Origin of the sequence: Rhizobium ecuadorense, assembly GCF_001187535.1 — a bacterium.
GTDB classification, from domain to species: Bacteria; Pseudomonadota; Alphaproteobacteria; order Rhizobiales; family Rhizobiaceae; genus Rhizobium; species Rhizobium ecuadorense.
Map to the genome: position 1 here is coordinate 1 of NZ_LFIO01000157.1, position 26,603 is coordinate 26,603.

A 26,603-nucleotide genomic window follows, 5' to 3' on the forward strand; every position below is an offset into this window, starting at 1 on the left:
GCCCCTCACCCTAACCCTCTCCCCGTAAACGGGGCGAGGGGACGTGCCCTGCGAGGCGCTGGTGAGGGACGGCGAGCTTGCGGCATCTTCCCTTCTCCCCGTGATAGACGGGGAGAAGGTGGCGGCAGCCGGATGAGGGGCTGCTCTCGCCAATCTCCTGAGCTTAACCACAGCATCACAGCCGCTTGTAAGCCTCCATCGCCGCGCTGAAGGCGGCATCCAGCGCTTCTTCAGGTTTCTTCGTGCCTGACAGCACGTCGCCCATCATGATCTGGATCTGGTTCGAGATCTCAGGATAAATCGGCACGCCCGGACGTGCCTGCCCGTCGACCAGCGCCTTGGCGAAGGTCTTGTTGGCTTCGGTCGAGAAGACCTCGTATTTGTCGAACAGCGATTTGCGGGTCGGCAACTGCTGCTGCAGTGCGTTGGCCGGGCCCATATAGACCTCGCGTGCGAGGTTGGCGCACATCTCGACCTTATCCTTGTCCTTGCTGAAGGAGGCGATCGTCCAGCCGCCGGTGCCGGTCGAGCGCTGATCGGCGGTGGGGCCGGGGATCGGCGAGAAGGTCCAGTTCTTGAACTCCTCCTCGTCGAGCGTCGACTTCAGCTGCGCATATTGCCAGTTGCCGCCGATGAAGAGGGCAGTCGTCGCAGCCGCTGCCGCGGCATTCATGTCGTCGTAATTGGCAATGGTGCTGACACGTTTGGGCGCTGCGCCGGAATCGACGAGATCCTTGAAGTAGTTCAGCGCCTTCAGGAATTTCTCCTTGTTCTCGCCTTCACCGAAGACCGGCTTGCCTGAATCGTCGACGAGCTTGCCGCCGAGTGCCCAATAGTTTGCGAGCCAGTCGAAGGTCGTGCCTTCCCAGCGCCCGCCGTTGAAGAGAACGCCTTCCATACCTTCCTTGGTGGAGGCAAGCGCGGCCTTCTTCAGATCGTCCCAGGTTGCAGGCGCATCTGCGACCACAGACTTGTTGCGGTAGAGCACACGAAGGTCGGTATCCCACCACCAGGCGCGCACCGTCTTGTCCTTGTCGGTGATGCCGTTGCGGATGAAGGGGAAGAGATCGTCCACTTCTTCCTTGGAGAAATATGGCGTGAAGTCAGCCAGGACGTGGTTGACCATGAACTGCGACAGCACGAAGGAGTCGACGGCGGCGCAATCCGGCGCATTGCCGGCCTTGGCCTGCTCGAGCATCTTGGCCTGTTCGGTGCCGATGTCGGAGGACATGAATTGCATCTGCAATTTCCAGTCCGGGTGCTTCTTGATGAAATCGACGAAGAGCTTCTGATAGCCCTCGGCGATAGCGGGATCGGAATTGTTCGGGCTGTCGTTCGTCAGGCGGACGACGAGGGTCTTGGCCGCATCGGCAAGGCCGATCCGGTCCTTGGTGGCTAGTTCCTGGGCAAATGAAACGGATGCTGAAAATAACATTGTGCTCAGCGCAAATGCGCTGACGGTGGCGCTCTTCATGATGGGTCTCCTCCCCATTTGAATGAATGCAGCCTGGCGGTCGGTTGACCTCTCCTCATTTCCGTGCTGCATTAATTAGATTAAGTTACTTTGATTTGATGTCAAGCCAGAGCTTGAGAAGGCCAGACCTTGGGAGGTTGAGATGCTGGCGACGATCAACAGCAGCTAGCGCATATCCCGGCGATTTCTAGAGGAAGAGCACGAGGCAATCGCGGATAACCGCGGGGGCCGGACTGTCTTACCCGGCTGCCTAGGCTGCCGGAAACTGTAACTCTATGGGAGGAAAAAATGCGTCTACTCATTCTCGGCACCGGCGGCATGGCCAACCAGCACGCTGCACGTTTCAAGGCGATCGAAGGCGTCAGCGTCGTCGGCGGCGTCGATGTTGTGCCGGAAAGGCTTGCCGCCTTCTGCACCGAACACGGCATCGCCAATCATTTCAGCTCGCTCGAGGAGGCTCTCGCCTGGGGCGAATTCGACGCGGTCGCCAATGTCACGCCTGACAGCATCCACCACCCGACGACGCTTCAGGCGGTGGCTGCCGGCAAACACGTCTTCTGCGAAAAGCCGCTCGCCACCGATGCGGTCAAGGCAATGGAGATGACCGAGGCGATCGAACGCTCGGGCAAGGTCGGCATGGTCAATTTCACCTATCGCAATTCGCCTGCCCTGCAGAAAGGCCGGCAGATGGTGCTTGCCGGCGAGATCGGCGCAGTGCGCCACGTCGAGGCGTCGCACCTGCAAAGCTGGCTGGTCGGCCGCCACTGGGGCGACTGGAAGAACGAAAGCAAGTGGCTGTGGCGGCTGAGCAAAAAACATGGGTCGAACGGCGCGCTCGGCGACATCGGCATCCACATCGTCGATTTCGCCTCCTACGGCTCCGGGCTCGACGTCGCCCATGTCTTCGCGCGGCTGAAGACCTTCGACAAGGCGCCGGGTCACAAGATCGGCGAATATGATCTCGACGCCAATGACAGCTTCACGATGAATGTCGATTTCACCAATGGGGCGATCGGCACGATCCAGGCGACGCGCACGGCCGCCGGCCAGATGGACCAGCTGCGCCTCAGGGTCTATGGCGAAATCGGCTCGGTCGAGATGATCTACGACACCGGACAATCGACGCTGCGCGCCTGCCTCGGCGAAGACGTGCACACGGCGACATGGCGCGACGTGCCCTTCGGTCCGGTCGAGACCAATTACCAGCGTTTCGTCCAGGCGGTGCGGGCGGGCAAGACCCAGGAACCGTCCTTCCGCCGCGCCGCCAATATCCAGAAGGTGCTCGACAAGGCGCTGGCCTCCGATCTCAGCCACAAGGACGAGGCGCTCACTTAGGCCGAAGCCGGCGGCAGCAGCAGGGTGTTGAGGAAGGGAAGGAGGGCAGCGCCGAGCGCCACGCCGCCGCCGCTGAAGCTTGCCGGTTTCATCGGCGAGATCCACGGCGTGAGGATGGGTCGCGTCGACGTATCGCGCCGCTCGATGGAAAGCTGATGGATCAGCGCCTCGATCACGCCCTGCGGCAGGTCTCCGCCGATCATGACGACGCCGGGAGCGAAGAAACCGGCCATGGCGATGATCGGATCGAGCAGATGGCCGGCGGCCTCGCGTATCCATTGCGACAGCAAGGGACAGGAGAATTCCTCGCCCCTGATCAGGCGGGCGAAGTCCTCGTCGCCGATGCGCGCGCGCAGGGAGCCGAAGCCGACGACGGTGTTGAGCTGGACATTATCGGGCCCGGTCAGCATTTCGCCGATACTGCCCGCCCGCCCATGCACGCCGGAATAGGGGACGCCGCGAACGAGAAAACCGGCCTGGACATCGTCATCGATGATGATCATCGCCAGACAGCCCTGCGGCATGGCGCTGCCGATGGTGCGCTCGGCGAGCAGGCTTGCGGTGCATTCGTTCTCGACATAGGGGCGCGCGATGGTCGACATCGCGGCGATCGTGTCGCTCTCAGCTTCCGTCCAGCCGCTGGCGGCGATGCCGAGGCCGATGACCGGCAAGGCAGCGTGCCGATCGACCATATCACGGGCGGCCGCATGCACCAGCCTGAGCTTGTCCGCCGGCTCTACATCGAAATAGGCCCGGTCGTGCACCTGGCCGCTCAAATCGATCAGCACGATCTCGCCGCGCCGTTGGCGAAGCTTGACTCCGACCGAAAAAGCGCCTTCCGGCCGCAGCGCAAATTCCGTCGCGGTTGCACCACCGCCAAGTCCATTGCGGCGGTTCGACGTGACGAGCTTCTCATCCGCCAGCCGCCGCAGAATATTGGTAATGCCAGGCCCGGTCAGCCCGCTATGCCGCCCCAGCTCGGTGCGCGTCAGCGGCCCATGCCGGCGGATCGCTTCCAGGATGACGCGAATATTGCGGTCGGCGATCTCCCCCGACCTCAGACCCACCGTTTTGGCGCGCGGAACGCCCATCTCCTGGGTGTGAAGCCGACGCGGCCCTGACCGAAGATACCGCATGACCGTCTTTCCTAGAGCAACATTGCGGTTGTGTAGCACGCTTGCAGGTATTCGTAACGATTTTCCAATAGACGCGTAGCTAACTAATTCTGTTGCATCAGGGATTCGGCATGGGCAGCGCGGTGCCCAGGAGAAGAATTGCGGTTCCGAGCGGAAGAGCCAAGCCTCGTCGAACGACCGTCGATCTAATAGCTGCAAGGACGATCGTTGCCAAAGCCGTCGCGGCAGGCAGGTCTCAGTCCATAGTCCACGCTGCTGTATCCAACCGAGCCGGTTTGCACCGAGTCGGTCGAACTCGTTGTGCACGATGACGACACGGCAACCGCGATGACGGCTGTGACCGCTGCGAGTATTTTGCGAATCTGGAGCATCCCCACCTCCCCATCGCTGGCCGAGGGCCAGCGTCATGAATGTGATTGTCAGGCAGATAGGCCGATACCGCGCCCGGTAAACCGTTGTCGTCAATCAAGATTGCGTTATTCCTTGACGTCTTGCAATCGACTGATGCCGAAACTGTCGCCGCCCCTAACTTTTTTCCATTTTTCCAATTAAGTAATTGAAATTATTAAGGCGAAAATCGAAAATTTCAGACCAATTTTTAAAATGTTCCCGTAACTCGTTTCCAATCTTGTCGCCTTCCTGAATAAAGATACAAAAAAGCCCGACCACGTCGGGCTCTTTTTGCAATTACGAGGTTGTTTTCAGACCGATAGATGCTGCTCCAAATCCTCGCGGCGGTAGATTTTCGCTACGTGCTTGACGCCGCGAAGAACCGGTTCAATACCAATGCGGTCGAGCTTCTTGCCGTGCCTGGCACGGCACCGGCCGTCGGCGAGCCGGCCACGACACTCAGCGAGGCTGCCGGGGAGGGGGAAGGAACGGAGCTGGATCCGTCGGGTCCGTTGGCGGCGGAGCTTGCGGCGATCGACGCAATTATCGCCCGCTCGAAGCAGCGTTGACCCAAGCCAAAAGACCTGGCCGGCGCGCCACACGGGACAAAGATCCGCTGGTCTACGATCTCGATTGGAACGAGGACGAGCAGCTCGACGAATGGCGTGTCGTCCTGACCGAGACCGAAGGTCTGCCGCCGGTGTTGCGCGCCACGCTATTGATCGATGCCTGGAACGATATGCAGGTCCTGCAGCACGCGCCCTGGCCTGGCCGGCTGCTGGCTGCGGCGTCCCTCCGGCAGGCGGGACTGACGACGAGCGCGCATCTCGCCGCTTTCAATCGCGGCTTGAAGTCCATCCCCGTCGAGCGCCGCCGGCATCCAGATCGCGACACCCGGCTGCTCGCCATCGCTCAGGGGCTGATCGCGACGGCGGAGTTCGGGATGAGGGAGCATGACCGGCTGGCGCTGGCAAAACAGATGATGGAGCGGCGCCTGGTTGGCCGACGTTCGTCGTCAAATCTGCCGGGCCTGATCGAGCTGGTGGTGGCGCGGCCGCTCGTCTCGGCCGGCATTGTCGCCGAGACGCTCAACCGCGCCGGCGAGCGTCTTGATAACGTTTTCCTTCTTGCTCGATCACGGAGAATACGAATATGTATACAATGTTGACTACAATGTGCAAATGGTCATAATAGGCTTCTTGATTGCGGATGGAGATTTGGTCAGAAGAAAGAGGCAGTGCCGGAGATTCCCAGTCTGGACGACCTGCGGAGACGCTATTCGAACGCTTCAGGCGGTGAGATGTACGATCCGGAGTTTCGAAAGGTCGCTGAGTTGGTTTTTTGGCGAGGGGATAGTCGCCAGGCGCCCGACTGCGGTGTTTCGACATTGCTGAAAGCACCGTATCGGCCAGACGCCGCACCAGTGACAGAATAGGGCCTGCGTTGAAAAAAATTTCTAAAACAGGTGTGCTCGGTGCCGAACTGGAAACTGCTTCCACCCCCGTGCCGCGCGATCAAGCCCAACGACTTGCTCGCGACCATTACGGCCTCTCTGCCCGCGCGGAATGGCTGTGGGGTGAAAAGGACAGCAATTACCGCCTGATGCTTGAGGACGGCACTGCCTATCTTTTGAAAATCCTAAACCCTGCAGAGGATCCTCTCGTCACCTCCATGCATAGCATGGCGCTTTTACATGTGGAGGGCGTGGACCCCGGAATTCCTTGCCAGCGTGTCGTCCACACACGTGACGGTGCCGCGGATTTTCGCTTTGTGGCGGGCGACGGCAGCGAACGCGGTGTGCGCATGGTCACCTTCGCGCCCGGCGTTGCACAACGGACCGCGCCACAGTCTCCTCTACAGCGTTGGCGGGTTGGCGCGCTGCTCGGACGTTTGCAAAAGGCCTTGAAGAGCTTTTCACATGAGGCTGCCTCCCACCGTATCACCTGGGATTTGAAACATGCGATAGGGATGCGCGAAGTCCTGCCGACGTTTGCTGATATACATCAGCGGAAACGCCTCGAAAATGCGATCGATGAGTTCGAGACGATGATTGTGCCGGTCATGGACTCGCTACAGGCACAGGTAATCCACAACGACTTTAATATGGAAAACATCCTTGTCGATACGACAACGCCCGATACAATCACTGGCCTCATCGATTTTGGTGACATGGTGCACGCGCCCACGCTTTTCGACTTGGGCGTCGCCGCTGCCTACCAGATCGGGGATGAACCCGATCCGGTAGAGGCGATATGCGATCTTATCAGGGGGTATCGCAGCGAATGTTTCCTGTCCGACACTGAAGTCGACCTTGTCTACACGGCAGCGGTCATGCGGTTAGTGATGCGGCTTTGCATTCCGAAGTGGCGCGCGCGGCTGTTTCCCGAGCATACCAAACGGTTTACAACCCAAAGCGCCAGCGTTTGGTCCCAACTGACGCGTCTTGATGCAATTCCGAGGACTGTCGCTATTGAAAGACTGCGCGCGGCCAATCGACAAGGATCAAGAGAATGAAAAGACCCGTTTCCACCAAGCCGAGTGCGGCTATGGTTAACGGCTTCGACGCCGCTCGGCTCGGTAGCCTGCCGGACCGAGAGCGAAAGATGATCGAGCGCCGGCAGATGTTACTCGGATCGTCGTATCGGCTCTTTTATGAAAATCCAGCCCATATCACGAAGGCCAAAGGCGTATGGCTGTTTGGACCGGACGGAGAAACTTATCTCGACGCTTATAATAATGTGCCGTCGGTTGGTCATTGCCACCCGCACGTCGTGGACGCAATAAGTCACCAGGCATCGCAGCTCAATACTCATACACGTTATCTGAACGACCAAATCCTCTCCTACTCCGAAAGGCTTTTGGCGACGTTTCCGGCCGAGCTCGACCGTGTGATGTACACCTGCACCGGAAGCGAGGCGGTCGATCTAGCCCTCCGGTTGGCACGCTATTATACAGGTGGCACCGGTATCATCATTACGGAGAACGCCTATCATGGCGTTACGGCTTCGGCGGCGGAAATCTCGCCGTTGCTTGGGGAGAGTGTACCCCTTGGCCAGCATGTGCTCACAGTGCCGGCGCCCGACACCTATCGCGCTAATGGTGGCGATGTTGGCGCGGCATTGGCGCAGGACGTCGCTGCAGCGATTGGCCACATGCGCCGCCGGGGTATTACGCCAGCTGCCTTTGTCGCCGATAGCGTCTTTTCCACGGATGGCGTTTTTGCCGATCCGCCCGGGTTCCTCAAACCTGTCGTTGAAGTGCTAAACAAAGCTGGCGTGCTTTATATCGCTGACGAGGTGCAGCCCGGCTTCGGGCGAGTGGGCTCAAACATGTGGGGTTTCGCGCGTCACGAAGTCGTCCCGGATATTGCAGTAATCGGCAAGCCGATGGGTAACGGAATGCCAATCGCAGCGGCCATTATGAAGTCGGACATCCAGGAGTGTTTCGGCCAGGATATACGTTACTTCAACACGTTTGGGGCCAACAACGTTTCTTTGGCCGCTGCCTCGGCTGTACTTGACGTTATCGAGAACGAAAATCTTATGCAAAACGCGCGCAAGACAGGGGACTACCTGCTCGCAGGAATGAACGGCTTGAAAGAGACGTTCACTTCGATTGGAGATGTACGAGGCAGCGGTTTGTTTCTCGGATTGGAGTTTGTACGCAATCAGGACAGCCGCGAGCCAGATAGCCCCCTCGCGCTGAAGGTTGTTAATGCGCTTCGTAATCGGCGTGTATTGATAAGCGCTTCAGGATTGCATGGCAATGTTCTCAAAATTCGGCCACCACTCCCTTTCTCTCGCGAAAACGCTGATCTGCTGCTCAACGCACTGCAGGATGCTCTTGTCGAAATAGAAGGCGAGGAGTGAGTATGGCAGCTCTTCTCAGAGCCTTAGACCAACCTTCTGTCATTGCTGATCGAAATGGGACCCCCGCCTCGTCGGATGCAATAGTGTTGATTTCCGCTAGAAACTGACCCGGCACAGGTTCTGATCAGTGAGGGGGGCGTTTTAGAGCATGCTATTGACGCGATGGCCGTCGGTTTAGTTCTCTTTCAAGGTGAGCAGTGTTTCTTTCGCTTTTGCTCATGACGGGCGATTGAATGAACTCACTCAAATATTCAAAATGCTGACCGACGCTTCGGGAAACCTTCCGGACCTCCAAGGAGACGTCACGCTTCGACGTAGTGTCGCATGTGCTGACCAAAATATCTGCCATTTTATCCATATTAGCCTATTTCAGAGTCAACCTGTATTTGCATTTTTTGATGCTTTGTTAGGTCGTGAAAATGGCGCGGCGCAGGCGCCATTTTCATAGTGATAGCAGCGGTGGGCGGCTAGGCGGTCCGCTCTTCAGCCGCATTCGGCCGCCATTTGATCAATCGTCCTTCGACGACGTCGAGGATTCGATCGATGATCAAGACGAAGATCGCCAGGATGATGATGCCGGCGAACACGCCCACGGCATCGAAGTTGCCTTCCGCCTGCGCGATCAGATATCCGAGCCCGGCGGACGCGCCCAGATATTCGCCGATAATCGCGCCGACCACCGCGAATCCTACGGATGTCCGCAGGGACGAGAGTATCCAACTGGCCGCTGCTGGGAAATAGACATGCCGCAACAGTTCAGATCGTTTCGCGCCGAGGATCTTAGCATTGGCGAGCACCACCGGGTTGACTTCGCGTACCCCCTGCATCGCATTGAAGAAAGTAATGAAGAACACCAGCGTCACGGCAAGCGCTACCTTCGACCAGAGTCCGAGACCGAGCCAGAGAACGAAAATCGGTGCCAGCACGACGCGTGGAATGGCGTTCAGGCCCTTGATAAATGGATCGAGAATGCGCGCCGCACTTCGGCTGAGACCGAGCCACACACCTGCAGCGACACCAAGGCCAGTGCCAATGATATAGCCGAGCACCGTTTCTGTCAGCGTGATGCTGACATGGCGGTAGAAGCTGGGGTCAATGATCCAGCTGACGATCTGGTTGAAAATGTCGACCGGCGCCGGAAAGAAGAAGACGTCGATGATACCGGCGGTGACGCCAAGCTGCCAGCCGCCGAGGATGAAGACCAGTAGTCCGATCTGGATGGTGCGTTCAGTCACGGCGTTCATAGCTTTTCTCCACTTCGCCGCGCAGCGACGCCCAGATGTTGCGGTACAGATCCATGAAGCGCGGATCGAGCTTGATTTCGGCGACGTCTCGCGGCCGTTCGAGATCGACCGGGAAGCTTTCGATCACGCGCGAACGCGGTCCGGCTGCCAGAATGGCAACACGGTCGCCCAGCGCAATCGCTTCCTCGAGGTCATGGGTGATCATGACGACGGCGCGGCGCTCTTCCTGCCACAGGCGCAGAAGCTCGTTCTGCATCAGGTGACGGGTATGGATATCGAGCGCCGAGAAGGGCTCGTCCATGAGAATAACCTTGGGTCCGGTGATCAGCGCCTGCGCCATCTGAACACGCTTGCGCTGGCCGCCGGAGAGTTGGTGCGGGTAGCGATGCTCGAAGCCGCGAAGCCCGACCTTGGCAAGCCAGGTCATCGACTTTTCGCGGCGCTCGTCCGAAGCGGCTCCCCTAAACATCAAGCCAAGCTCGACGTTTTCGATTGCTGTTTTCCATGGCAGCAATGCATCTTGCTGGAACAGGTAGCCGATATCGGTCTGGACGCCCTTGACCAGGGTGCCGTCGATTGACACCTGGCCGCTTGCTGGCTTCAAAAGTCCAGCAATTGCATTGAGCACGGTGCTCTTGCCACAGCCCGTCGGGCCGACGATGGCGAGGAACTCGCCATCCGCCACCGTGAGATTGACATCCTGCACTGCCACATAGGCACCGAAGGACATGGTGACCGCGTCGATGGAGACCATCGCCTTTGGGTTCTTCTCCTCGTTGCCGAGCGGGGATGATTGTACGACAGCCAAAGCCATGGCCTCCTCCTTTTCCGATCAGTTCGTACCGGCGGCGAGCGCCTTGCCGACGAACGCATTCGTGAATGTCTTGCTGAGGTCGATATCCTTGGCGGCGACCTTTTCGTTGAAGCTCTTCAACACGGCCAGTGGTGTCTGGATATCGGTTTCGTTGAACTTGCCATCGACCGAAAAGATCGCCTTGGCGTTGGCCACGGCCTTCGTATAGGTCTCCGCATCGCCGGATATGAACTCCTGGGGCAGAGTGGCGACGATCTCTTCCGGCGTATGCGTGTTCATCCATTTCAGCGCCTTCACCGTGGCGTTTGTAACCTTCTGGATCGTTTCCGGATTGGCGTCGATATAGTCCTGCGTGGCGTAGAGCACTGAGGTCGGGTATATGCCGCCGTAGATTTCCTTGGCGCCTGCGTCGCTGCGGGCGTCGATGAGGATCTTGCCCACACCTTTGGCTTCGATGAAGGTTGCAGCTGGATCGTAATTCACGAGCAGATCGACCTTGCCCTGTTCGAGAGCCGCAACGGCGGCAGATCCGGAGCCTACGCCGATCAGCGACACGTCGTCGGCGGAAAGATTGTGGCGCTGCAGATAATAACGGACGAAGAAGTCCGACGACGAACCAGGTGCGGTGATGCCGATCTTGGCGCCCTTGATGGTTTCCGGCTTTGCCGGGTCGAAGGTCGAATTCTTGCCGCCTGCTAGTACGAGGCCGGAATTGCTGGCCAGTTGCACGAAGCCGACAACGGACTTGTTCTGCGATTGCATTTGTATCGTGTGGTCGTAGAAGCCGACGGCAATATCCGTCGAACCGGCAACGAGTGCCTGAAGGGTTTTCGAACCGCCCGAGGCGAAGTTCTCGACCGTCACCTCAAGACCTTCCTTCTCGTAGAGGCCGAGTCCAGCGGCTACGGGAAAGGGAAGATTGTTGAGATTGTAGGACCCGACACTGATGCGGACGGGTTCGGCATAGGCCGTGGCTGCAAAGGCAACGGTGGCTGCAAGGGCGAGCATGAGTTTACGCATTGTATTTCCTCCCGGTTACGTGGCGCCCTCCCGGCAGCCACTTCAAATTAAGCCGCGCAAACCATTTGCGCAAAAGGTTTGGCAAAGACCTTGCCTTCGAACAGGCGGCGTGCTGTGCGCAGAATGCCTGCAATCATCTTGCCGTCCCGGGTTTCGAGCTTTACCTCGAGGCGTCCGCTGGGATGTTCAAGAACGAGAACGGCGGGCGGATTGCGCCCGCCAATCAGGGTAAAGGCGACCGTATCGGCGGTCACGGCGGCCGTGGCAATGCCGACGGCGCCTGTGGTGGCCAGCGAAGGGTGGCATTGATGCGGCATGAAATAGCGCACATTCAGATCGCCGCCCGCGTTCGGTTTCGAGATTAGGACGGGCTTCGGCGTCACCTGGGTGCTCACATCGCCCATGCCCATCCGCCGCCCGGCTTCCAGCCGCAGCGCTTCGATACGTAGAAGCAGCTCTGCGTTGGCGTTAAGTTCGGCGGCTGTCTCATAACCGCTGACACCCATGGCGGCTGCATCGACAATCATCATCGGCATGGCGCAGTCGATGCAGGTAACGTCGATCCCGTCGATCGTCTCGCGCGGGCTTCCGGTCGGAAACAGTTTTCCCGTGCGGGCACCTGCGGCATCCATGAAAGTGAGGGCGATCGGGGCTGCATACCCTGGAACGCCGTCGATGGAGGCATCACCCAGATAGGCGACCTGACCGTCCGGTGTCGGGACTTCTGCCTCGATCAGCTTGCCGGTATTGACGTTGTGGATCCGCACCCGCGTCGTTGCTCCAGATGCGGCCACCAAGCCGGCCTCGATCGCGAACGGGCCGACGGCCGCCAGCATGTTTCCGCAATTGGGTGAGGTATCGACCATCTGCCGGTCGATCCGCACTTGTGCGAAGAGATAATCGACATCCGCACCAGCAAGGCTTGCCGGACCGACGATGGCGACTTTGCTCGTCACTGCATTGCCGCCGCCGATGCCGTCGATCTGTAGCGGATGGCCGGAACCCATCACCGACAGAAGGATCTGGTCGCGCTGGTCGCGATCCGCTGGCAGATCCGAGGCGAGGAAAAACGGCCCCTTCGAGGTGCCGCCTCGCATCAGAACGCAGGGTATGGAGATCAGATCGTTCATGATTGCTTGTCCACCCACTGATGTGATTTAAATATCAATCAGCTTCTTTGTTGCAATCTGAAGCAATTGCGTTGATATGTGAAATGCGAAGTTCAGAGGGACTGATGCGCTATGAGCATTAATTGTGAGATACTGGATCTGCGAGCTTTTCTTTCTGTGGTTGAATTGGCGAACTTTCACCGCTCAGCCGAAGCTTTGAACTTGTCGCAACCGGCGCTGAGCCGCCGGATACAGAAGCTTGAAGCCGCAATCGGGGCGCCGCTTCTCGAACGCACCACCCGGCATGTGTCAGCAACGGCGCTCGGCGCCGAACTGATTCCGCTGGTGCGACGTATGCTGGAGGAATTCGACGGATCGCTGTTTGCCGTGCGCGACGTCGGCGGTCAGCGCAGCGGGTTGGTCACCATCGCCTGCCTGCCGACGGCGGCCTTTTATTTCCTGCCTACGGTCATTAGGCAGTTCAGCGCAGAATTTCCGAATATACGCTTCCGAATTCTCGATCTGCCAGCGACCGATGGTCTGCAGGCGGTTGCGCGCGGCGAGGTCGAATTCGGCGTCAACATCATGGGCTCGTCTGATCCAGACCTGATCTTCGACAGGCTGATCGAGGACCCCTTCGTTTTGGCCGCGCGCAAGGATCACCCACTGGCGGCAAAGAGCGAACTCGAATGGAACGATCTTGCACCGTATCAACTGATCACCGTGCACAGGTCGAGCGGCAACCGCACGCTGCTTGACGCCGCTCTTGCGAAATCAAACCTTAAACTGCGATGGTCCTATGAGGTAACGCATTTGTCGACCTCCCTCGGCTTAGTGGAGGCCGGGCTGGGGATATCGGTTCTGCCAAAGCTTGCCACCCCACAGGACGATCATCCGTTTCTTGTCACGAGACCTATTCGCAACCCTGAGATATCGCGCACCATAGGTATTGTGCGCCGTCGGGGCGGGACTCTTTCTCCCGCGGCGGAGCGATTTTTGAGCATGCTGATCGGAACCTGGGCGGAAAAAGTAGTCCAGCCCTAAAAAAGTTGGGGTGTTCTACTGCTGATTCTGAGAACAACTTAAAGAACATCAAATTGAACAGCGGGCTCGTCAGGCGACGATCACACCGAGGGAGGCACACGCGTACGACGTTCCAGACCGGCCTGATCAGCACGGCGAGAGGTATAGTGGTGAGTTGATCGATCGAAGTTCAACGCTCCACAAGCACGCCGGATCGAGATCGCCCAATCGCGGCACATGCCTTTCACTATCTCCCGCTTCCGAGCAGGCCTCAGAGCTTTCGGCGGATGACATCCTGCAACATCTCGCGGTCCAGCGTTAGATCCGCGACGATCTTCTTCAGGCGCGAATTCTCGTCCTCGAGCTGCTTCAACCGTTTCATCTCCGGTGGCAGCATGCCCGCGTATTTTTTCTTCTAGTTGAAATAAGTCGCTTGGCTGATCCCCACCTTCCTGCAGATTTCAGCAACCGACAGGCCTTCATCACCTTGCTTCAGAATGAACGCCTTCTGAGCGTCCGAAAGCTGCGATGCTTTCATCGTCTTCTGGTCCTTTCCCAGCCAGGAAAATCCACCGGAAAACTCTAACCAAAACTGGTCCAGTTTGAAGGGTTCAGATCACCTTCATTGAATGGACTTCCACACCTATTCCTCACGAGGTTCCCCGGCGCTCAGACGAAAAATCGTTGCTCTTAGAGCAGGCCAGCCTCCAAAAGATGGGCCTGGAAACCACTTAGAGGAACAAATGGAAGCAAGTGGGTGCAATATTGAAGTCAGTTTGGGACATCGACAGAAACAGAGGGTTCGCTTCGCACCTTCGCACTTGACGCCAAATCAAAGTTACTTAATCTAAGCGTCAGCCGAACCCGCTGGGAGGAGGGGCCGGCGATCGCGATCTCTGTCGCGCCATCTTCATCTCCCAAAGCCATGATTCCGGATCGTTCGCCGCCGATTATTCAACAGGATAAGCCATGTCTCTGACCATTGCCCAACGTTTCGATCGTCTCAAAGTCCGCATCGCCGAGCTCGCGCATTGGCGGGATCGGCAAAGCGTTGCGATCGAGGGCTGGACGTTCGAGGGGGAGCCGATCGGCCATCATCAGGACTGGCCGCATCGTCAGGGCGTGGTGCATTTCGCCGCGAGTGCGGAGGCGCCGGAGAGCTGGCCGCTCGAGGATATCCGCCTGCAGCTCGATCTCGGCGGCGAGAGCCTGATCACGCTGAGCTATCCCGGCGGCGAGACGGAGACGTTCGGCCTCGATCCCTATCATCAGGAATTTCCGGTCAAGGGCCGCCGCTTCCAGTTCGCGACGGAAAGTGTCGCGCGCTTTCCGTTCGGCGAGCCGAACCGGGCGCCGCGGCTGAACAAGGCCCGGTTCATTTTGCTCGATGGTCCTGCTCATCGCTTGCATCTTCTGCTGAAGCAGGTCACCGAGGCGATCGGGACGCTCGGCGAACATGACGTCGTACCGCATCTGGTCGATGCCGCCGAGCAGGCCTTGCGCAGCCTCGACTGGCCGTCGGATACGGCGGCTTACATCTCCCGCACCTCCGATGCCGTCATGCAGCAGAAGATCTGGGAGCTGCCGGAGCTTCAGGAAAATCCGGCAGGCCTCACGGACGAGCAGAGTGCTTCGGCGGCTTCCGCGTTCGAGGTCCTGACGGCGCGGTTGAAGGAGTTGCAGACGCGCTTTCCGCCGAATGGCGAACTGCTGCTGACCGGCCATGCCCATATCGACCTCGCCTGGCTTTGGCCCTATCGCGAGACGCGGCGGAAGATGCGGCGCACCTTCAACACGGCGCTGTCGCTGATGGAGCGCTCCGACGATTTCCGCTTCAACCAGTCGACCGCCCATTATTACGCACAGATGGAAGAGGAAGACCCGGAGCTTCTCGAACGCATCAAGGAGAAGGTCGCGGAAGGAAAGTGGGAAACCGTCGGCGGCATGTGGGTGGAGCCGGACACCAACATGCCCACAGGCGAAAGCCTCGTCCGCCAGGTTCTCTATGGCCAGCGTTATTTCGAAAAGACTTTTGGCACCCGCCATACGGTCTGCTGGCTGCCGGATTGCTTCGGCTTTTCAGGCGCGCTGCCGCAGATCCTGAGGCAGGGCGGCATCGACAGCTTCTTCACCATCAAGGTCAATTGGAGCGAGACCAACCATATCCCTTCCGATCTCTTCTGGTGGAAGGGCCTCGACGGCAGCCAGGTGCTGACCCACACCTTCGACAATCCGATGCAGGGATATAATGGCTTCGTGCAGGCCGATTGCTATCTGCCGACATGGAAGAATTTCCGCGGCAAGGTGCAGCATGATACCTCGCTTCTGGCCGTCGGCTACGGCGACGGCGGCGGCGGCGTGACGCCTGAAATGGTGGAGCGCGAAGTGCAGCTGCGCGATTTCCCCGCCATCCCGCAGGCGCGCTGGGGCACCGTCAAAAGCTTCTATGAGAAGGCGCACCGCACTGCGGGGGAAAAGAACCTTCCCGTCTGGGACGGCGAGATCTATCTCGAACTGCACCGGGCGACGCTGACGACGCAAAGCGGCGTCAAACGCAAACACCGCCAAGCGGAGCGCGCGCTGATTACCGCCGAAACGCTCGCTTCGCTTGCCCATATGCTGGGTGCCGACAAGCCGAAAAGCCTCGAAGCGGATTGGCGTGTGGTGCTGAAGAACGAGTTCCACGACATTCTGCCGGGATCGAGCATCCGCGAGGTCTATCAGGATGCGGAACAGGAGCTCGGCGGTGTTATCGAGCATGCCAAAGCCGAGCAGGCGAAGGCATTGCAGGCGCTGTCGGTCAATCTGCCGAAGGGCGGGGTTGGCGAGGCGATCGTCGTCGTCAATCCGTCGCTTGCGCCGCGGGCGCTCAGCGCGACGCTCTCCGACGGCACGGTGGTCTCGACTGCCGATATCGTTGCTCCCCTCTCCGTCGCGGTCTTCGACAGGCGGGCGCTGCAGCCGGCGGGTGGTCTGAAAGCAAGTTCCGATCGCCTCGAAAACGATCATCTCGCCGTCGTCATCGGCAGGGACGGCGCGGTCGCGAGCCTCGTTCACAAGGCATCCGGCCGCGAAGCGGTCGATGGCTCCGCCAACCAGCTCTGGGTTTACCCGGCCGACAAGCCGCGCAACTGGGACGCCTGGGATATGGAGGCCGATTATGCCGAAAAGGCCGTCCGTCTCGACGCGCCGGAAAGCATCTCGCTCGTCGAGAGCGGCCCGCACCGCGCGGCGATCCGCGTCATCCACCGTTACCGGCATTCGAGTGTCACCCAGACCTATGTGCTGACAGCCAATGCCAAGCGGCTGGACATCGAAACGACGATCGACTGGCATGACCGCCGCACCTTGCTGCGCACCATCAACCCGGTCGATGTAAAGGCCCGGAAAGCAACGTTCGAATGCGCCTTCGGCATCGTCGAGCGGGCAACGCATACGAACACCTCCTGGGAGCAGGCGATGTTCGAGGCCGTCGCCCATCGCTTCGTCGATATCAGCGAGCCGGGTTTCGGCGTCGCGCTGCTCAACAATGCCAAATACGGCCATAGCGCCCGCGGCAACGTCATCGGTATGAGCCTGGTGCGCGGGCCGGTCTATCCCGATCCGCTGGCCGATGAAGGCGAGCAGAGCTTCAGCTATGCGCTGATGCCGCATGACGGCACCTGGCACGACGGCGGCGTGCTCGACGAAGCGATCGACCTCAACCAGCCGCTCGTGGCGACCGAAGCCAGGGGTCTCTCCGCCGGCACTTTCGCGCCGCTCACTGTTGCCGGCACCCCGGTCGCCTTCTCGGGCCTGAAGCCGGCCGAGGAAGGCGATGGCCTGATCCTGCGCCTCTACGAACCCGCCGGCCGGCGCGGCCGCCTCTCCTTGGCCCTGCCGTCCGGATGGTCGGCCTCGCAGCCGGTCAACATTCTCGAAGAGCCGATGGAGCGGAAGGGTCCCGCCGAGATCATGCCGTTTGAGATCAGGACGTGGAGATTGCAAAAAGCCTGACGCCTCTACGCATTACCGCTCCGACGCGGCGGTGCGAGACCCGCTCTCGCCTGTAGTAAATGGGACAAACTGGACAAATTGGTGATTTGAGACTATATCAGCTCATATAAGAACGGAGATAGTTTCATGGTTGGTTCCCAAGCGCAGCTGGATCGCGCTCGTCGGGCGCAGGTCGCCGATCGTATTGCCGCCAAAGTCGCCGATGTGCTGAAAGCCGACGCCACATTCGAGTCCGGCTCGGTTGCCCTGTCAGCCAGAATCGCGGGAGCGGCCGCCGCGGCGATCGTCGATCTTCCCGTCGGTGCGCGACGCGAACTCAGCAAGCGCCAGGGCGAACTGGCCAGCCGCATTCGCGGCCTTGTGGAGACTTTCAGCGATGCGCCTGGCGGCAAGATCGCGCTTGAGATTCCGAAGGCGGTAGAATCGTCCGGAGGCGAAGGACTTGGGAAGATCGTCACGGCGGAGGAGGGCGAGCGATTGCTGGGCGAGCTCGCGGTCGCCCGCAAGCTCGAGGATTGGGCCGGGCCGATTGCCGGCGCAAGCGAACTCCAGCGCGATTTCGGAATTGCGCGCTCCACCCTTAATCGCTGGCAGCATGCCGGTGAGGTCATCGCACTATTGAAAGGGACGAGGAAACACGTCTATCCGATTGAACAATTCATCGACGGGCGCCCTGTAAAAGGTATAGGGACGATCGGCGTTCTCGTTTCCAATCAGCGGGTCGCGTGGCTGTGGCTCAGTCAGCCGAATCCCGTGTTGGGCGGACGCAGGCCCATAGACCTGCTGAAACAGGATCGCGTTGACGAGGTCGTCGACGCGGCTCAGACCTATTTCGCCGTGCAATGACGCTCGACAAGGCAATCCTGCAACGCCTCGCCGTTCGGGCCGACGTCACCGACTATGTCAGGATAATCTCTCGCGCTCATGCGGCAACGCCGCTGGGCATGGGTTTCGGCAAGACGCGGTTTTCGAGCCCCAGGGATAAGTTCCGTCTGCTCTATCTCGCTCAGGATCCAGCGACTGCGGTAGCGGAAACGATTGTTCGTGACCGGTTTCAGGGCAAGACCGGGCGATTGATACTGCAGGAGGAAATCGACCGCTATTCGATTGCCGCTGTCCGAAGCCCGGCACCGCTTTTCCTGCTCGATCTGCGCTACGAGGGTGCAAGCCTGCTCGGGGTGTCGACAGATGCGGTTCGGGCAAAGGCGCAGACGAGCGGACGTCGCCTCAGCCAGGAAATCTACGATCGCACCGATTTTGACGGTATCCTCTATATGTCGCGGATTACCAACAAGCAGTGCGTTGCAATCTATGACCGGGCCACTGCCAGCCTTGAGGCCGATAGCCCTGCATTGGACCTCATCCGCTTGTCGGCACTCGCTCCTATACTCGATGCCCTGCATGTCACGGTCATAGACAGGCAATCTTGACGCGCGCCATCCCAGAAAGATACAGGGCGCCCGGTTCGTAAGATCGCGATAGCGGTCGCCAGCCATATCCACTTTCGGCGCGTCCTATCCCGATCGCGCATCCAAGTTCCCGGCCCGGCGGAGGGGGAACTTTTTATTATATGTTTATCGCCTGTTAGTGGGCCGAGGCCATGGCGAAAGTGATCCCTGCGAAACAGAGGTGATCTCACAAAGCCGGGCGCATAGATGGCGGTCGAATGAAGTCGATCACCCATTCCGTAGCCGGCAGGGGATATGAGGACTCCTGTTGCGCTCAGCAGGACCCGAGACATGCCCGCAAGCATCTTTTCGCGCATCAGCACCAAACTGGCCACGCTTTCCGCCATCGGCATTTTCCTTGTGGCGGTGATGCTGTTCACCGTCTGGCAGGGCGGCCAGCACGTCTACGAACGTGCGCAATATCAGGTAGGCCAGCTGGTGGTTTCCCGCGATCTGGTCGATGCCAAGGCTTCATGGCGGGGCATGCAGGTCGGCGTGCGCGATCTGCGTCTTGCGACGTCCGCCGACGAGGTTGCCAAGGCTGCCGATTACCTCACGGCCCGCCACCATTCGGTGATCAAATACCTTGACGATGCCATGGGTGGATTGCGGCTTCAGGCCAACCGAGACCGGATCGTGAAACTCGAAACCCTGGCCGACAGCCTTTTTAAAGCAACCGGCGAGATGGTCGAAATCGCCAAGGCGAAGCTCGCCCTCAAAGCCGGCGATACCTCACTCGACGCAAAGCAGAGGGATGCTCAGGCAAAGCTTCTGGCCCTTTCGGATGAGGCGGCCAAGCTGATCGACGAAGGGGTGGATTCGGCAAAGGAGATGGCAACGAAGGCCGGAGACGAGGCGAATGCTGCCGCCGTTTTCGTTCTCTTTCTTAATCTGGGCATGGGCCTGCTGACGATCTTCACGCTGATCGCTTCTGCCGTGTTCGGCGCCCGGGTGATCGCAAAGCCGATCGGCCGGATCACTGAAAGCATGAACGATCTCGCCAACGGCGATCTCGATGCCAACATTCCTTTCGCCGACCGGCGCGACGAAATCGGCCAGATGGCGCGTGCGGTCGGAGTCTTCAAGCAGAACGGCGCCAAGGTGCGCGAACTGGATGCAGCGGGCGCGGACAAGCGGGCCAAGGTTATCGAAATGCAGAAGAGCATCGACGCGGTCATCACGGCGGCAGCGGCGGGCGATTTCACGCACCGTGCACCTGAGGAGTTCGGCTATCCCGATCTCAACCGCATTGTCATAGGTCTTAATCAGCTCATCGCCTCGGTCGACCACGGCGTTGCGGAAACCCGCCGGGTCATTTCGGCGCTGGCGAATGGCGACCTGACGGAGAATATGCGCGGCGAGTTCCAGGGCTCCTTCGCGGAGCTGCAGAACAATGTCAACGCAACCATGACCAACCTGCGCGCCGTCCTTGGTGAGGTGCGTGCGGCCGTCGACATCATCAATGGCGGCGCGGGCGAAATGCGCATCGCTTCCGGAGATCTGTCGCAGCGCACAGAGCAGCAGGCGGCGTCGCTGGAGGAAACCTCCTCCGCGTTGGAAGAGATCAGCGTCGCCGTGAAGCATTCGACGGAGCGTGCTTTGGAGGCCAGCCACATGGTCGACGAGACGAAGAAGGGCACCAGCCAGTCGAGCGATGTCGTCAGTCAGGCCGTTTCGGCCATGGGGCGGATCGAGCAGGCCTCGGGCGAAATCGGCAAGATCATCAGCGTCATCGACGAGATCGCCTTCCAGACCAATCTTCTGGCGCTCAATGCCGGTGTCGAGGCGGCCCGCGCCGGCGAAGCCGGCAAGGGCTTTGCCGTCGTCGCCCAGGAGGTGCGCGAACTGGCGCAGCGTTCGGCCAATGCCGCCAAGGACATCAAGGTGCTGATCAACCGCTCCAGCGACGAGGTCCATTCTGGGGTGAAGCTGGTGACGGCGACTGGCGAGGCGCTCGGCCACATCCAGGACCAGGTGGTCAAGATCGACGAGCATGTGCGCTCGATCGCAACGGCCGCAAGAGAACAGTCGACCGGCCTTTCCGAAGTCTCGACCGCGGTCAATCAGATGGATCAGGTGACGCAGCAGAACGCGGCCATGGTCGAGGAATCCACGGCCGCGACCAACCGGCTGGCGGAAGAGGCGGCCAATCTCGCCCGACTGATCGCCCGGTTCAAGCTGGACGCCGCCCAGGCCGCGCCACGTGCCGTCACCCCGCAAAGCAGACCGGTCGCCTCGCCGGCGCGCACGCTCGGCCAGAAGCTTGCCGGCGCCTTTGGCGGCCGCGCCGCGACCGCGACTGCCGCTGCTGCTTCATGGGAAGAGTTTTGATGCGCGGGCAAGCCGACGCCCGTTGAAACTTTCCGACTCCAATAAATCTTCCTGCTTATCGGAGGATTTATTGGGGCGGTGACTGCCAGCGAAATGTCGGAGGCTACGCAGCGGCAATCGCAAACGATCGGCTGACATAGATCTGATCATCATCACAAGTCTGCCGCCGGTCGAAAGGCTTCAGGCCGGGCGGCAAAATTCTCGACGACGAAATCCACGAAAGCGCGGACTTTCGGCGAAAGCTGACGATTGGACGGCCAGACGAGGGAGAGCGATCCGAAAGGCGCCATGAAAGCGGTGAGGACGGGGATCAAGGTGCCGGCCCGAATGTGCGGCTCCGCGACATAGACCGGCAGATGCGCGAGCCCGAGACCGTCCTGTGCTGCCCGCAGTCCGGCATCGGTATTGTTGAAGGTCAGGTTTTTCGGCAAAAGCAGCCGCTCATATGGCGGATGGAATGCCCATGGCGCGATCCGGCCGCTGGACGGATATTTGAAGTGAATGCAGGTGTGCCGGGCGAGATCAGCAGGCGTCTCCGGCCGTCCGCGACGCTTGAGATAGTCGGGACTGCCGCAAACGACGAAATGCTGATCGCCGAGACGGCGGGCGATCAACCGTGCATCGGCAAGTTCGCCGCTTCGCACGACGACATCCAGTCCCTCGGCGACCAGATCGATGACCCTGTCTTCGAAATCCATATCCAGTTCGATCTCCGGAAATCTCTCGGCGAAGATCGGCAGGATCGGCATCAGCAGATGATGGCCGACGATATGCGGCACGCTGACCCGCAGGCGTCCCCTCGGGCGTTCGCGGCTACGTAGGATGGTTGCCTCGGCATCCTCCATATCGTCGATGATGCGCTTGAAGCGTTCGTAGAGGACTGCCCCTTCCTCGGTCAGACTGATACTGCGTGTCGTGCGGTTGAAGAGCCGCACTCCCAGCCGGCTTTCCAAACGCGCGACCGCCTTTCCGATGGCGGATGGCGAAACTCCGGCGACGCGCGCGGCGCCCACATAGCTCTGCTGTTCGGCAGCGTAGACAAGGGCGAAAACGCTCGCGAGGCTTTCCATGCAGCACCCCGATTAGAGATATTTTATCCTTAATGTATGTCCATGAGTGGCCATTGATCAACATTGCGCAAGAAATATCCTTTGTTCCCGACGCCACAAGGCCATGCGATGCGCGGGCCGCGGATGGTGTCTACCACTACAAACGAGGAAGCGGCATGCGTGACTTTGCGAAAAAATTGCCCGGGCACACGACGACATACATCGGAGAGAACGACCTGTTTTTGGAAGTTTTCTGTGGGAACAACCGCTCAGATCAATCCGCCCGGCCGCCTCTGCTCTTCGTTCACGGCGCCTTCACCGGCAGCTGGATGTGGAGCAAGTACATTCCTCACTTCATATCGGCCGGATGGACAGCGTGTTGCCTCAATTTGCGCGGCCATTACAAAAGCAGATCGGTCGATTTGACCAAAGTCACCTTTGAGGACTACCTCGACGACATCCGGCAGGCGATCTTCGAAATCGCTGAGGAATACGCAGTCCCCCCAATCGTGATCGGCTTCAGCATGGGAGGAATCCTTAGCCAGAAACTGGCGGAAAGCGTCAGGATTGCTGGCCTGGTGCTGATCGATTCCAGCATTTGCAGGCAGGTGCATGACGAGGTGCCCTATGCCGATCTTGCGCCACGGACGCCTGGCCTCATCGTGCCGGCACCGGTCCGCGACGAGCAAAGCAGCGCCGATGAAACGCTCGAAGATATCGAGTTCCAGCGGAGGTACCTGTCGATGGAATCCGCAAAGGCATTCGCTGCATTTTCCTTTCATTTCGGAGCGGCGGGAATTTCCATCGAAAGCGCGAAGATCACCTGTCCGAGCCTGGTCATCTCAGCCGTCAATGGTGAAGACGACGATCGCCGAGGTCGGGCAGCGGCCCGCCACATTGGCGGTGACTATCTGGGTCTCCGGGGTACGACGCATACCGGTTTGCTGGTTGGGCAAAGATATCACGAAGCGGTAAGCCGCATCATGGATTGGTTGTCCCGCTTCGATGAAGCTCTATGTGATCAGCCTTCCAACCCGAGGCTTGCCATCAGCCGGCCGACATAGGCTTCCAGGCCGCCCACCATGTCGAAGCGGGTGGGGTCGCGCAGCCAGAGCATCTGCAGGCCGTCCATTACCGCGATCAGTTCTGCGGCCATCGCCTCGCCATCGATCTTGGCGTCGATCGTGCCATCGGCAATCGCCCGTCCGAAGGTCGCGGCGATCGCGTTCTGCATCTCCGTGGTGCGCGCGAGAAACCAGGCCTTGGCCGGGTGGTCTTTCATCAGGCTTTCGGCATTCAGGATGGCGAAGGCCCTGACGACCTCGAGCAATTCGGTGTTGCGGCGGAAGACGGCGACCATGCCCTTGAGCAGGCCGCTGAGATCGGAACGATAATGCTCGATGAAATCGGCGCTTTCGAGATCGCGTTGGGCGAGGATCGCGAGCAGCAGATCGACCTTTGTGGGAAAGTGGTGCAGCAGGCCGGGCAGCGACAGGCCGACATCCCGGGCGATGTCGCCGATCGCTGCATTCTGGTAGCCGTCTTCGGCAAAGCGCCGCATCGCTGCGGTCAGGATTTCCGCGCGGCGTGTCTCTCCCTTGCGGGATCGGCGCCGTCGTTTGTCCTCTCCGATGTTCTGTTCTGGCAATTCTGCCATCGTCTCTCTCGTCTGCCTCCTGGGGCGGCGCTCGGCGGCCTTCGGCCGATTTCTCGCGTGCTCTCCCATCCATACATCAGGCTTGCCGGATTGACATCTTAAAAATACCGAGTAATCGGTAAGTTTAAGGATTTCCTCGGGAGGTTTGCATGATCGATTCCATTCTCGACCAGATGACGCTCGAGGAGCAGGTCTCGCTGCTATCAGGCGCCGATTTCTGGACGACGGTTCCGGTCGAGCGTCTCGGCGTGCCGAAGATCAAGGTGACGGACGGGCCGAACGGCGCGCGGGGCGCGGGTTCGCTGGTTGCCGGTGTCAAGGCGACCTGCTTTCCCGTCGGCATCGCGCTCGGCGCCACCTGGAATCCCGACCTCGTCTCGCAGATGGGCGCAGCCCTTGCCCGCCAGGCAAAGAGCAAGGGTGCCGCCGTGCTGCTCGCGCCCACGGTGAATATCCACCGTTCCGGCCTCAACGGCCGAAATTTCGAATGTTATTCCGAAGATCCGATGCTGACCGCAGAACTCGCAGTCGCCTATATCGACGGCGTGCAGGGCGAGGGGATCGCGGCGACGATCAAGCATTTCGCCGGCAACGAATCCGAGATCGAGCGGCAGACCATGTCTTCCGATATCGACGAGCGGACGCTGCGCGAAATCTATCTTCCGCCCTTCGAACAGGCCGTCCGCCGCGCCGGCGTCATGGCGGTCATGTCCTCCTACAACCGCCTCAATGGCACCTATACAAGCGAGCACGAATGGCTGTTGACCAAGGTGCTGCGCGAGGAATGGGGATTTGACGGTATCGTCATGTCCGACTGGTTCGGATCACATTCGACTGAAGAGACGATCAATGCCGGTCTCGATCTCGAAATGCCGGGTCCGGCGCGCGACCGCGGCGATAAGCTCGTTGCCGCCGTGCGCGAGGGCAAGGTCGAGGCCGAAACCGTGCGGGCGGCAGCGCGGCGGATGCTGCTTCTGCTTGAGCGGGTCGGTGCCTTCAAGAGCAAGCCCGATCTCACCGAGCGGGCGATCGACCTGCCTGAGGATCGGGCGCTGATCCGGCGCCTCGGCGCGGAGGGCGCGGTGCTCCTGAAGAATGACGGCATCCTGCCGCTGGCGAAAACCTCGCTCGACCGCATCGCCGTCATCGGCCCGAATGCGGCAAGTGCGCGCGTCATGGGTGGCGGCAGCGCGCAGATCGCGGCGCATTATACAGTGAGCCCGCTCGAAGGCATTCGCGCCGCCCTTGCCAATGCCAACAGCATCAGCCATGCGGTCGGCTGCCGCCATAACCGTCTGATCGACGTGTTCAAGGGCAAGATCACGGTCGAATATTTCAAGGGCCGCGGCTGCAAGGGCAATCCGCTGCATTTGGAAATCGTCGACAAGGGCGAATTCTTCTGGTTCGAGCTGCCGTCGGGCGAACTCGACCCTGCCGATTTCTCGGCCCGGATGACCATGCAATTCGTGCCGGAGGAGAGCGGTGATCATGTCTTCGGCATGACCAATGCCGGCCTGGCGCGTCTCTTCGTCGACGGTGCACTGACGGTCGACGGCCATGAGGGCTGGACGCGCGGCGAAAACTATTTCGGCACCGCCAATGACGAACAGCGCGGCAGCGTGGCGCTCGAAGCGGGCCGAGCCTATCAGTTGACGGTCGCGTATGAGCCGTCCATCGCGAGCGGCGAGGGCATCAACCTCATCGCCGTTCGTTTCGGCGTGGAAAAACCGCTCGGCGAGGCCGATATCGAGGCAGCCGTCGAGACGGCCGGCAATGCCGATGTGGCGCTTCTCTTCGTCGGCCGCGACGGCGAATGGGATACGGAAGGGTTGGACCTGCCCGACATGCGGCTTCCGGGCCGGCAGGAGGAACTGATTGAGCGGGTGGCGGCCGCCAACGCCAATACCGTCGTTGTGCTGCAGACCGGTGGCCCGGTGGAAATGCCCTGGCTCGGCAAGGTCCGCGCCGTGCTCGAGATGTGGTATCCGGGGCAGGAACTCGGCAATGCGCTCGCCGATGTGCTGTTCGGTGATGTCGAGCCCGGCGGCCGCCTGCCGCAGACATTCCCGAAGGCATTGGCCGACAATTCCGCCATCACAGGCGATCTCGCCGTCTATCCCGGCAAGGATGGGCATGTGCACTATGCCGAAGGCGTCTTCGTCGGTTACCGTCACCACGATACACGCGCCGTCGAGCCGCTCTTCCCCTTCGGCTTCGGCCTTGGCTATACCCGCTTCAACTGGGGTGCACCGCGGCTGTCGGCCGGCGAAATGGGCGCCGAAGGCGTAACCGTCAGTGTCGACCTGACCAATACCGGCGACCGGGCGGGATCCGAACTGGTGCAGCTCTATATCAGTTCGCCGAAGACCAAAGTGGAGCGGCCGGACAAGGAGCTGCGCGCCTTCGCAAAACTTTCGCTGCAGCCCGGTGAAACCGGCACGGCCACAATGAAGATCCTGCCGCGCGACCTCGCCTATTTCGACGTCGAGGCCGGCGCCTTCCGCGCCGAAGCAGGCGACTATCAGCTTGTCGGGGCGGCGAATGCTGCGGATATCAGGTTCGTGATCGACCTGCCGTCTCCATCCAGCTACGTGCTGCCGCCGTCTCACTAACGGCGGGCCGTAGGCCTTCTAAAGCGCGTCGCATCAAATTTGATTCATGCGGCACGCTTTAGTCCTTTGTTTTTATGCATGTCGTTATCCCGGAAC

General features: G+C 60.1%; 19 protein-coding genes and 3 pseudogenes. 12 read left to right on the forward strand and 10 right to left on the reverse strand.

Going from position 1 to position 26,603, the window contains the following annotated elements; all coding sequences use genetic code 11:
- Positions 1–175: 175 nt before the first annotated feature.
- Positions 176–1,474: a type 2 periplasmic-binding domain-containing protein gene (locus AF337_RS04375; protein WP_049731170.1), complete on the reverse strand. Its 1,299-nt coding sequence runs from the start codon at positions 1,472–1,474 to the stop codon at positions 176–178.
- Between the two features lie 288 nt (positions 1,475–1,762).
- Here AF337_RS04375 and AF337_RS04380 point away from each other — a divergent pair, with 288 nt between their 5' ends.
- A complete protein-coding gene (locus AF337_RS04380) occupies positions 1,763–2,809 on the forward strand; it encodes a Gfo/Idh/MocA family protein (RefSeq protein ID WP_049731171.1) in 1,047 nt (348 codons plus the stop codon).
- On the opposite strand, the gene AF337_RS04385 is transcribed toward AF337_RS04380, so the two are convergent.
- Both AF337_RS04385 and AF337_RS45010 read right to left on the reverse strand, forming a co-directional pair.
- Positions 2,806–3,945, reverse strand: coding sequence for an ROK family transcriptional regulator (locus tag AF337_RS04385; RefSeq protein ID WP_049731172.1), 1,140 nt, complete (start codon positions 3,943–3,945; stop codon positions 2,806–2,808). The genes AF337_RS04380 and AF337_RS04385 overlap by 4 nt on opposite strands.
- Positions 3,946–4,130: 185 nt before the next feature.
- Positions 4,131–4,316, reverse strand: coding sequence for a hypothetical protein (locus tag AF337_RS45010; protein WP_082336744.1), 186 nt, complete (start codon positions 4,314–4,316; stop codon positions 4,131–4,133).
- A 465-nt stretch (positions 4,317–4,781) separates the two neighbouring features.
- On the opposite strand from AF337_RS45010, the pseudogene AF337_RS04390 reads away from it, so the two are divergent.
- The 4 genes and pseudogenes from AF337_RS04390 to AF337_RS04400 all read left to right on the forward strand — a co-directional run.
- Positions 4,782–5,425, forward strand: a pseudogene (locus AF337_RS04390) (RHE_PE00001 family protein); the annotation flags it as partial.
- Positions 5,426–5,572: 147 nt separating this feature from the next.
- Positions 5,573–5,758: pseudogene (locus AF337_RS45015) on the forward strand (agmatinase); the annotation flags it as partial.
- Between the two features lie 20 nt (positions 5,759–5,778).
- Positions 5,779–6,849, forward strand: coding sequence for a phosphotransferase (locus tag AF337_RS04395; RefSeq protein WP_210293457.1), 1,071 nt, complete (start codon positions 5,779–5,781; stop codon positions 6,847–6,849).
- Between the two features lie 32 nt (positions 6,850–6,881).
- Positions 6,882–8,204 (forward strand): aspartate aminotransferase family protein, encoded by a 1,323-nt coding sequence (locus AF337_RS04400; RefSeq protein ID WP_049731174.1) that lies wholly within the window; start codon positions 6,882–6,884, stop codon positions 8,202–8,204.
- Positions 8,205–8,671: 467 nt separating this feature from the next.
- On the opposite strand, the gene AF337_RS04405 is transcribed toward AF337_RS04400, so the two are convergent.
- The 4 genes from AF337_RS04405 to AF337_RS04420 are packed head-to-tail and all read right to left on the reverse strand — an operon-like array spanning position 8,672 to position 12,412.
- Positions 8,672–9,448, reverse strand: coding sequence for an ABC transporter permease (locus AF337_RS04405; RefSeq protein WP_049731175.1), 777 nt, complete (start codon positions 9,446–9,448; stop codon positions 8,672–8,674).
- Positions 9,432–10,262 (reverse strand): ABC transporter ATP-binding protein, encoded by an 831-nt coding sequence (locus tag AF337_RS04410; protein WP_049731176.1) that lies wholly within the window; start codon positions 10,260–10,262, stop codon positions 9,432–9,434. Before AF337_RS04410 ends, AF337_RS04405 begins: the two co-directional genes overlap by 17 nt.
- Before the next feature lie 18 nt (positions 10,263–10,280).
- Positions 10,281–11,282 (reverse strand): ABC transporter substrate-binding protein, encoded by a 1,002-nt coding sequence (locus AF337_RS04415; protein WP_049731177.1) that lies wholly within the window; start codon positions 11,280–11,282, stop codon positions 10,281–10,283.
- 47 nt (positions 11,283–11,329) lie between these two features.
- Complete coding sequence (locus tag AF337_RS04420; protein WP_049731178.1) at positions 11,330–12,412, reverse strand: 4-oxalomesaconate tautomerase; 1,083 nt, start codon at positions 12,410–12,412, stop codon at positions 11,330–11,332.
- 111 nt (positions 12,413–12,523) lie between these two features.
- Here AF337_RS04420 and AF337_RS04425 point away from each other — a divergent pair, with 111 nt between their 5' ends.
- Positions 12,524–13,435, forward strand: coding sequence for a LysR family transcriptional regulator (locus tag AF337_RS04425; RefSeq protein ID WP_049731179.1), 912 nt, complete (start codon positions 12,524–12,526; stop codon positions 13,433–13,435).
- 98 nt (positions 13,436–13,533) lie between these two features.
- Here AF337_RS04425 and AF337_RS39680 read toward each other — a convergent pair.
- Positions 13,534–13,952, reverse strand: a pseudogene (locus AF337_RS39680) (transposase); the annotation flags it as partial.
- Positions 13,953–14,383: 431 nt separating this feature from the next.
- Here AF337_RS39680 and AF337_RS04435 point away from each other — a divergent pair.
- The 4 genes from AF337_RS04435 to AF337_RS04450 all read left to right on the forward strand — a co-directional run bounded on the left by AF337_RS04435 (position 14,384) and on the right by AF337_RS04450 (position 21,189).
- Positions 14,384–17,410, forward strand: a complete 3,027-nt coding sequence (locus tag AF337_RS04435) for an alpha-mannosidase (protein ID WP_049731180.1) — start codon at positions 14,384–14,386, stop codon at positions 17,408–17,410.
- A 126-nt stretch (positions 17,411–17,536) separates the two neighbouring features.
- A complete protein-coding gene (locus AF337_RS04440) occupies positions 17,537–18,256 on the forward strand; it encodes an antitoxin Xre/MbcA/ParS-like domain-containing protein (protein ID WP_049731181.1) in 720 nt (239 codons plus the stop codon).
- A complete protein-coding gene (locus AF337_RS04445; protein WP_082336745.1) occupies positions 18,253–18,840 on the forward strand; it encodes an RES family NAD+ phosphorylase in 588 nt (195 codons plus the stop codon). The genes AF337_RS04440 and AF337_RS04445 overlap by 4 nt, the downstream gene beginning before the upstream one ends.
- 309 nt (positions 18,841–19,149) lie before the next feature.
- Complete coding sequence (locus AF337_RS04450) at positions 19,150–21,189, forward strand: methyl-accepting chemotaxis protein (protein ID WP_049731182.1); 2,040 nt, start codon at positions 19,150–19,152, stop codon at positions 21,187–21,189.
- Between the two features lie 152 nt (positions 21,190–21,341).
- Here AF337_RS04450 and AF337_RS04455 read toward each other — a convergent pair whose 3' ends face one another.
- A complete protein-coding gene (locus tag AF337_RS04455; protein WP_049731183.1) occupies positions 21,342–22,259 on the reverse strand; it encodes a LysR family transcriptional regulator in 918 nt (305 codons plus the stop codon).
- 155 nt (positions 22,260–22,414) lie between these two features.
- Here AF337_RS04455 and AF337_RS04460 point away from each other — a divergent pair, with 155 nt between their 5' ends.
- Positions 22,415–23,302: an alpha/beta hydrolase gene (locus AF337_RS04460; protein ID WP_049731184.1), complete on the forward strand. Its 888-nt coding sequence runs from the start codon at positions 22,415–22,417 to the stop codon at positions 23,300–23,302.
- On the opposite strand, the gene AF337_RS04465 is transcribed toward AF337_RS04460, so the two are convergent.
- Positions 23,260–23,895: a TetR/AcrR family transcriptional regulator gene (locus AF337_RS04465; protein ID WP_049731185.1), complete on the reverse strand. Its 636-nt coding sequence runs from the start codon at positions 23,893–23,895 to the stop codon at positions 23,260–23,262. The two genes, AF337_RS04460 and AF337_RS04465, sit on opposite strands and share 43 nt — an antisense overlap.
- Positions 23,896–24,044: 149 nt before the next feature.
- On the opposite strand from AF337_RS04465, the gene AF337_RS04470 reads away from it, so the two are divergent.
- Entirely contained in the window at positions 24,045–26,507 is a 2,463-nt protein-coding gene (locus tag AF337_RS04470; protein ID WP_049731186.1) for a glycoside hydrolase family 3 C-terminal domain-containing protein, read from the forward strand.
- Positions 26,508–26,603: the final 96 nt, after the last annotated feature.

What these genes read in the sequence shown, in the direction of transcription:
- AF337_RS04470 (WP_049731186.1), top strand. Translation starts at nt 24,045, where the DNA reads ATGATCGATTCCATTCTCGACCAGATGACGCTCGAGGAGCAGGTCTCG.
- AF337_RS45010 (WP_082336744.1), bottom strand. Translation starts at nt 4,316, where the DNA reads ATGCTCCAGATTCGCAAAATACTCGCAGCGGTCACAGCCGTCATCGCG.
- AF337_RS04405 (WP_049731175.1), bottom strand. Translation starts at nt 9,448, where the DNA reads ATGAACGCCGTGACTGAACGCACCATCCAGATCGGACTACTGGTCTTC.
- AF337_RS04435 (WP_049731180.1), top strand. Translation starts at nt 14,384, where the DNA reads ATGTCTCTGACCATTGCCCAACGTTTCGATCGTCTCAAAGTCCGCATC.
- AF337_RS04385 (WP_049731172.1), bottom strand. Translation starts at nt 3,945, where the DNA reads ATGCGGTATCTTCGGTCAGGGCCGCGTCGGCTTCACACCCAGGAGATG.
- AF337_RS04440 (WP_049731181.1), top strand. Translation starts at nt 17,537, where the DNA reads ATGGTTGGTTCCCAAGCGCAGCTGGATCGCGCTCGTCGGGCGCAGGTC.
- AF337_RS04420 (WP_049731178.1), bottom strand. Translation starts at nt 12,412, where the DNA reads ATGAACGATCTGATCTCCATACCCTGCGTTCTGATGCGAGGCGGCACC.
- AF337_RS04450 (WP_049731182.1), top strand. Translation starts at nt 19,150, where the DNA reads ATGCCCGCAAGCATCTTTTCGCGCATCAGCACCAAACTGGCCACGCTT.
- AF337_RS04425 (WP_049731179.1), top strand. Translation starts at nt 12,524, where the DNA reads ATGAGCATTAATTGTGAGATACTGGATCTGCGAGCTTTTCTTTCTGTG.
- AF337_RS04465 (WP_049731185.1), bottom strand. Translation starts at nt 23,895, where the DNA reads ATGGCAGAATTGCCAGAACAGAACATCGGAGAGGACAAACGACGGCGC.
- AF337_RS04375 (WP_049731170.1), bottom strand. Translation starts at nt 1,474, where the DNA reads ATGAAGAGCGCCACCGTCAGCGCATTTGCGCTGAGCACAATGTTATTT.
- AF337_RS04410 (WP_049731176.1), bottom strand. Translation starts at nt 10,262, where the DNA reads ATGGCTTTGGCTGTCGTACAATCATCCCCGCTCGGCAACGAGGAGAAG.
- AF337_RS04455 (WP_049731183.1), bottom strand. Translation starts at nt 22,259, where the DNA reads ATGGAAAGCCTCGCGAGCGTTTTCGCCCTTGTCTACGCTGCCGAACAG.
- AF337_RS04460 (WP_049731184.1), top strand. Translation starts at nt 22,415, where the DNA reads ATGCGTGACTTTGCGAAAAAATTGCCCGGGCACACGACGACATACATC.
- AF337_RS04445 (WP_082336745.1), top strand. Translation starts at nt 18,253, where the DNA reads ATGACGCTCGACAAGGCAATCCTGCAACGCCTCGCCGTTCGGGCCGAC.
- AF337_RS04415 (WP_049731177.1), bottom strand. Translation starts at nt 11,282, where the DNA reads ATGCGTAAACTCATGCTCGCCCTTGCAGCCACCGTTGCCTTTGCAGCC.
- AF337_RS04380 (WP_049731171.1), top strand. Translation starts at nt 1,763, where the DNA reads ATGCGTCTACTCATTCTCGGCACCGGCGGCATGGCCAACCAGCACGCT.
- AF337_RS04400 (WP_049731174.1), top strand. Translation starts at nt 6,882, where the DNA reads ATGGTTAACGGCTTCGACGCCGCTCGGCTCGGTAGCCTGCCGGACCGA.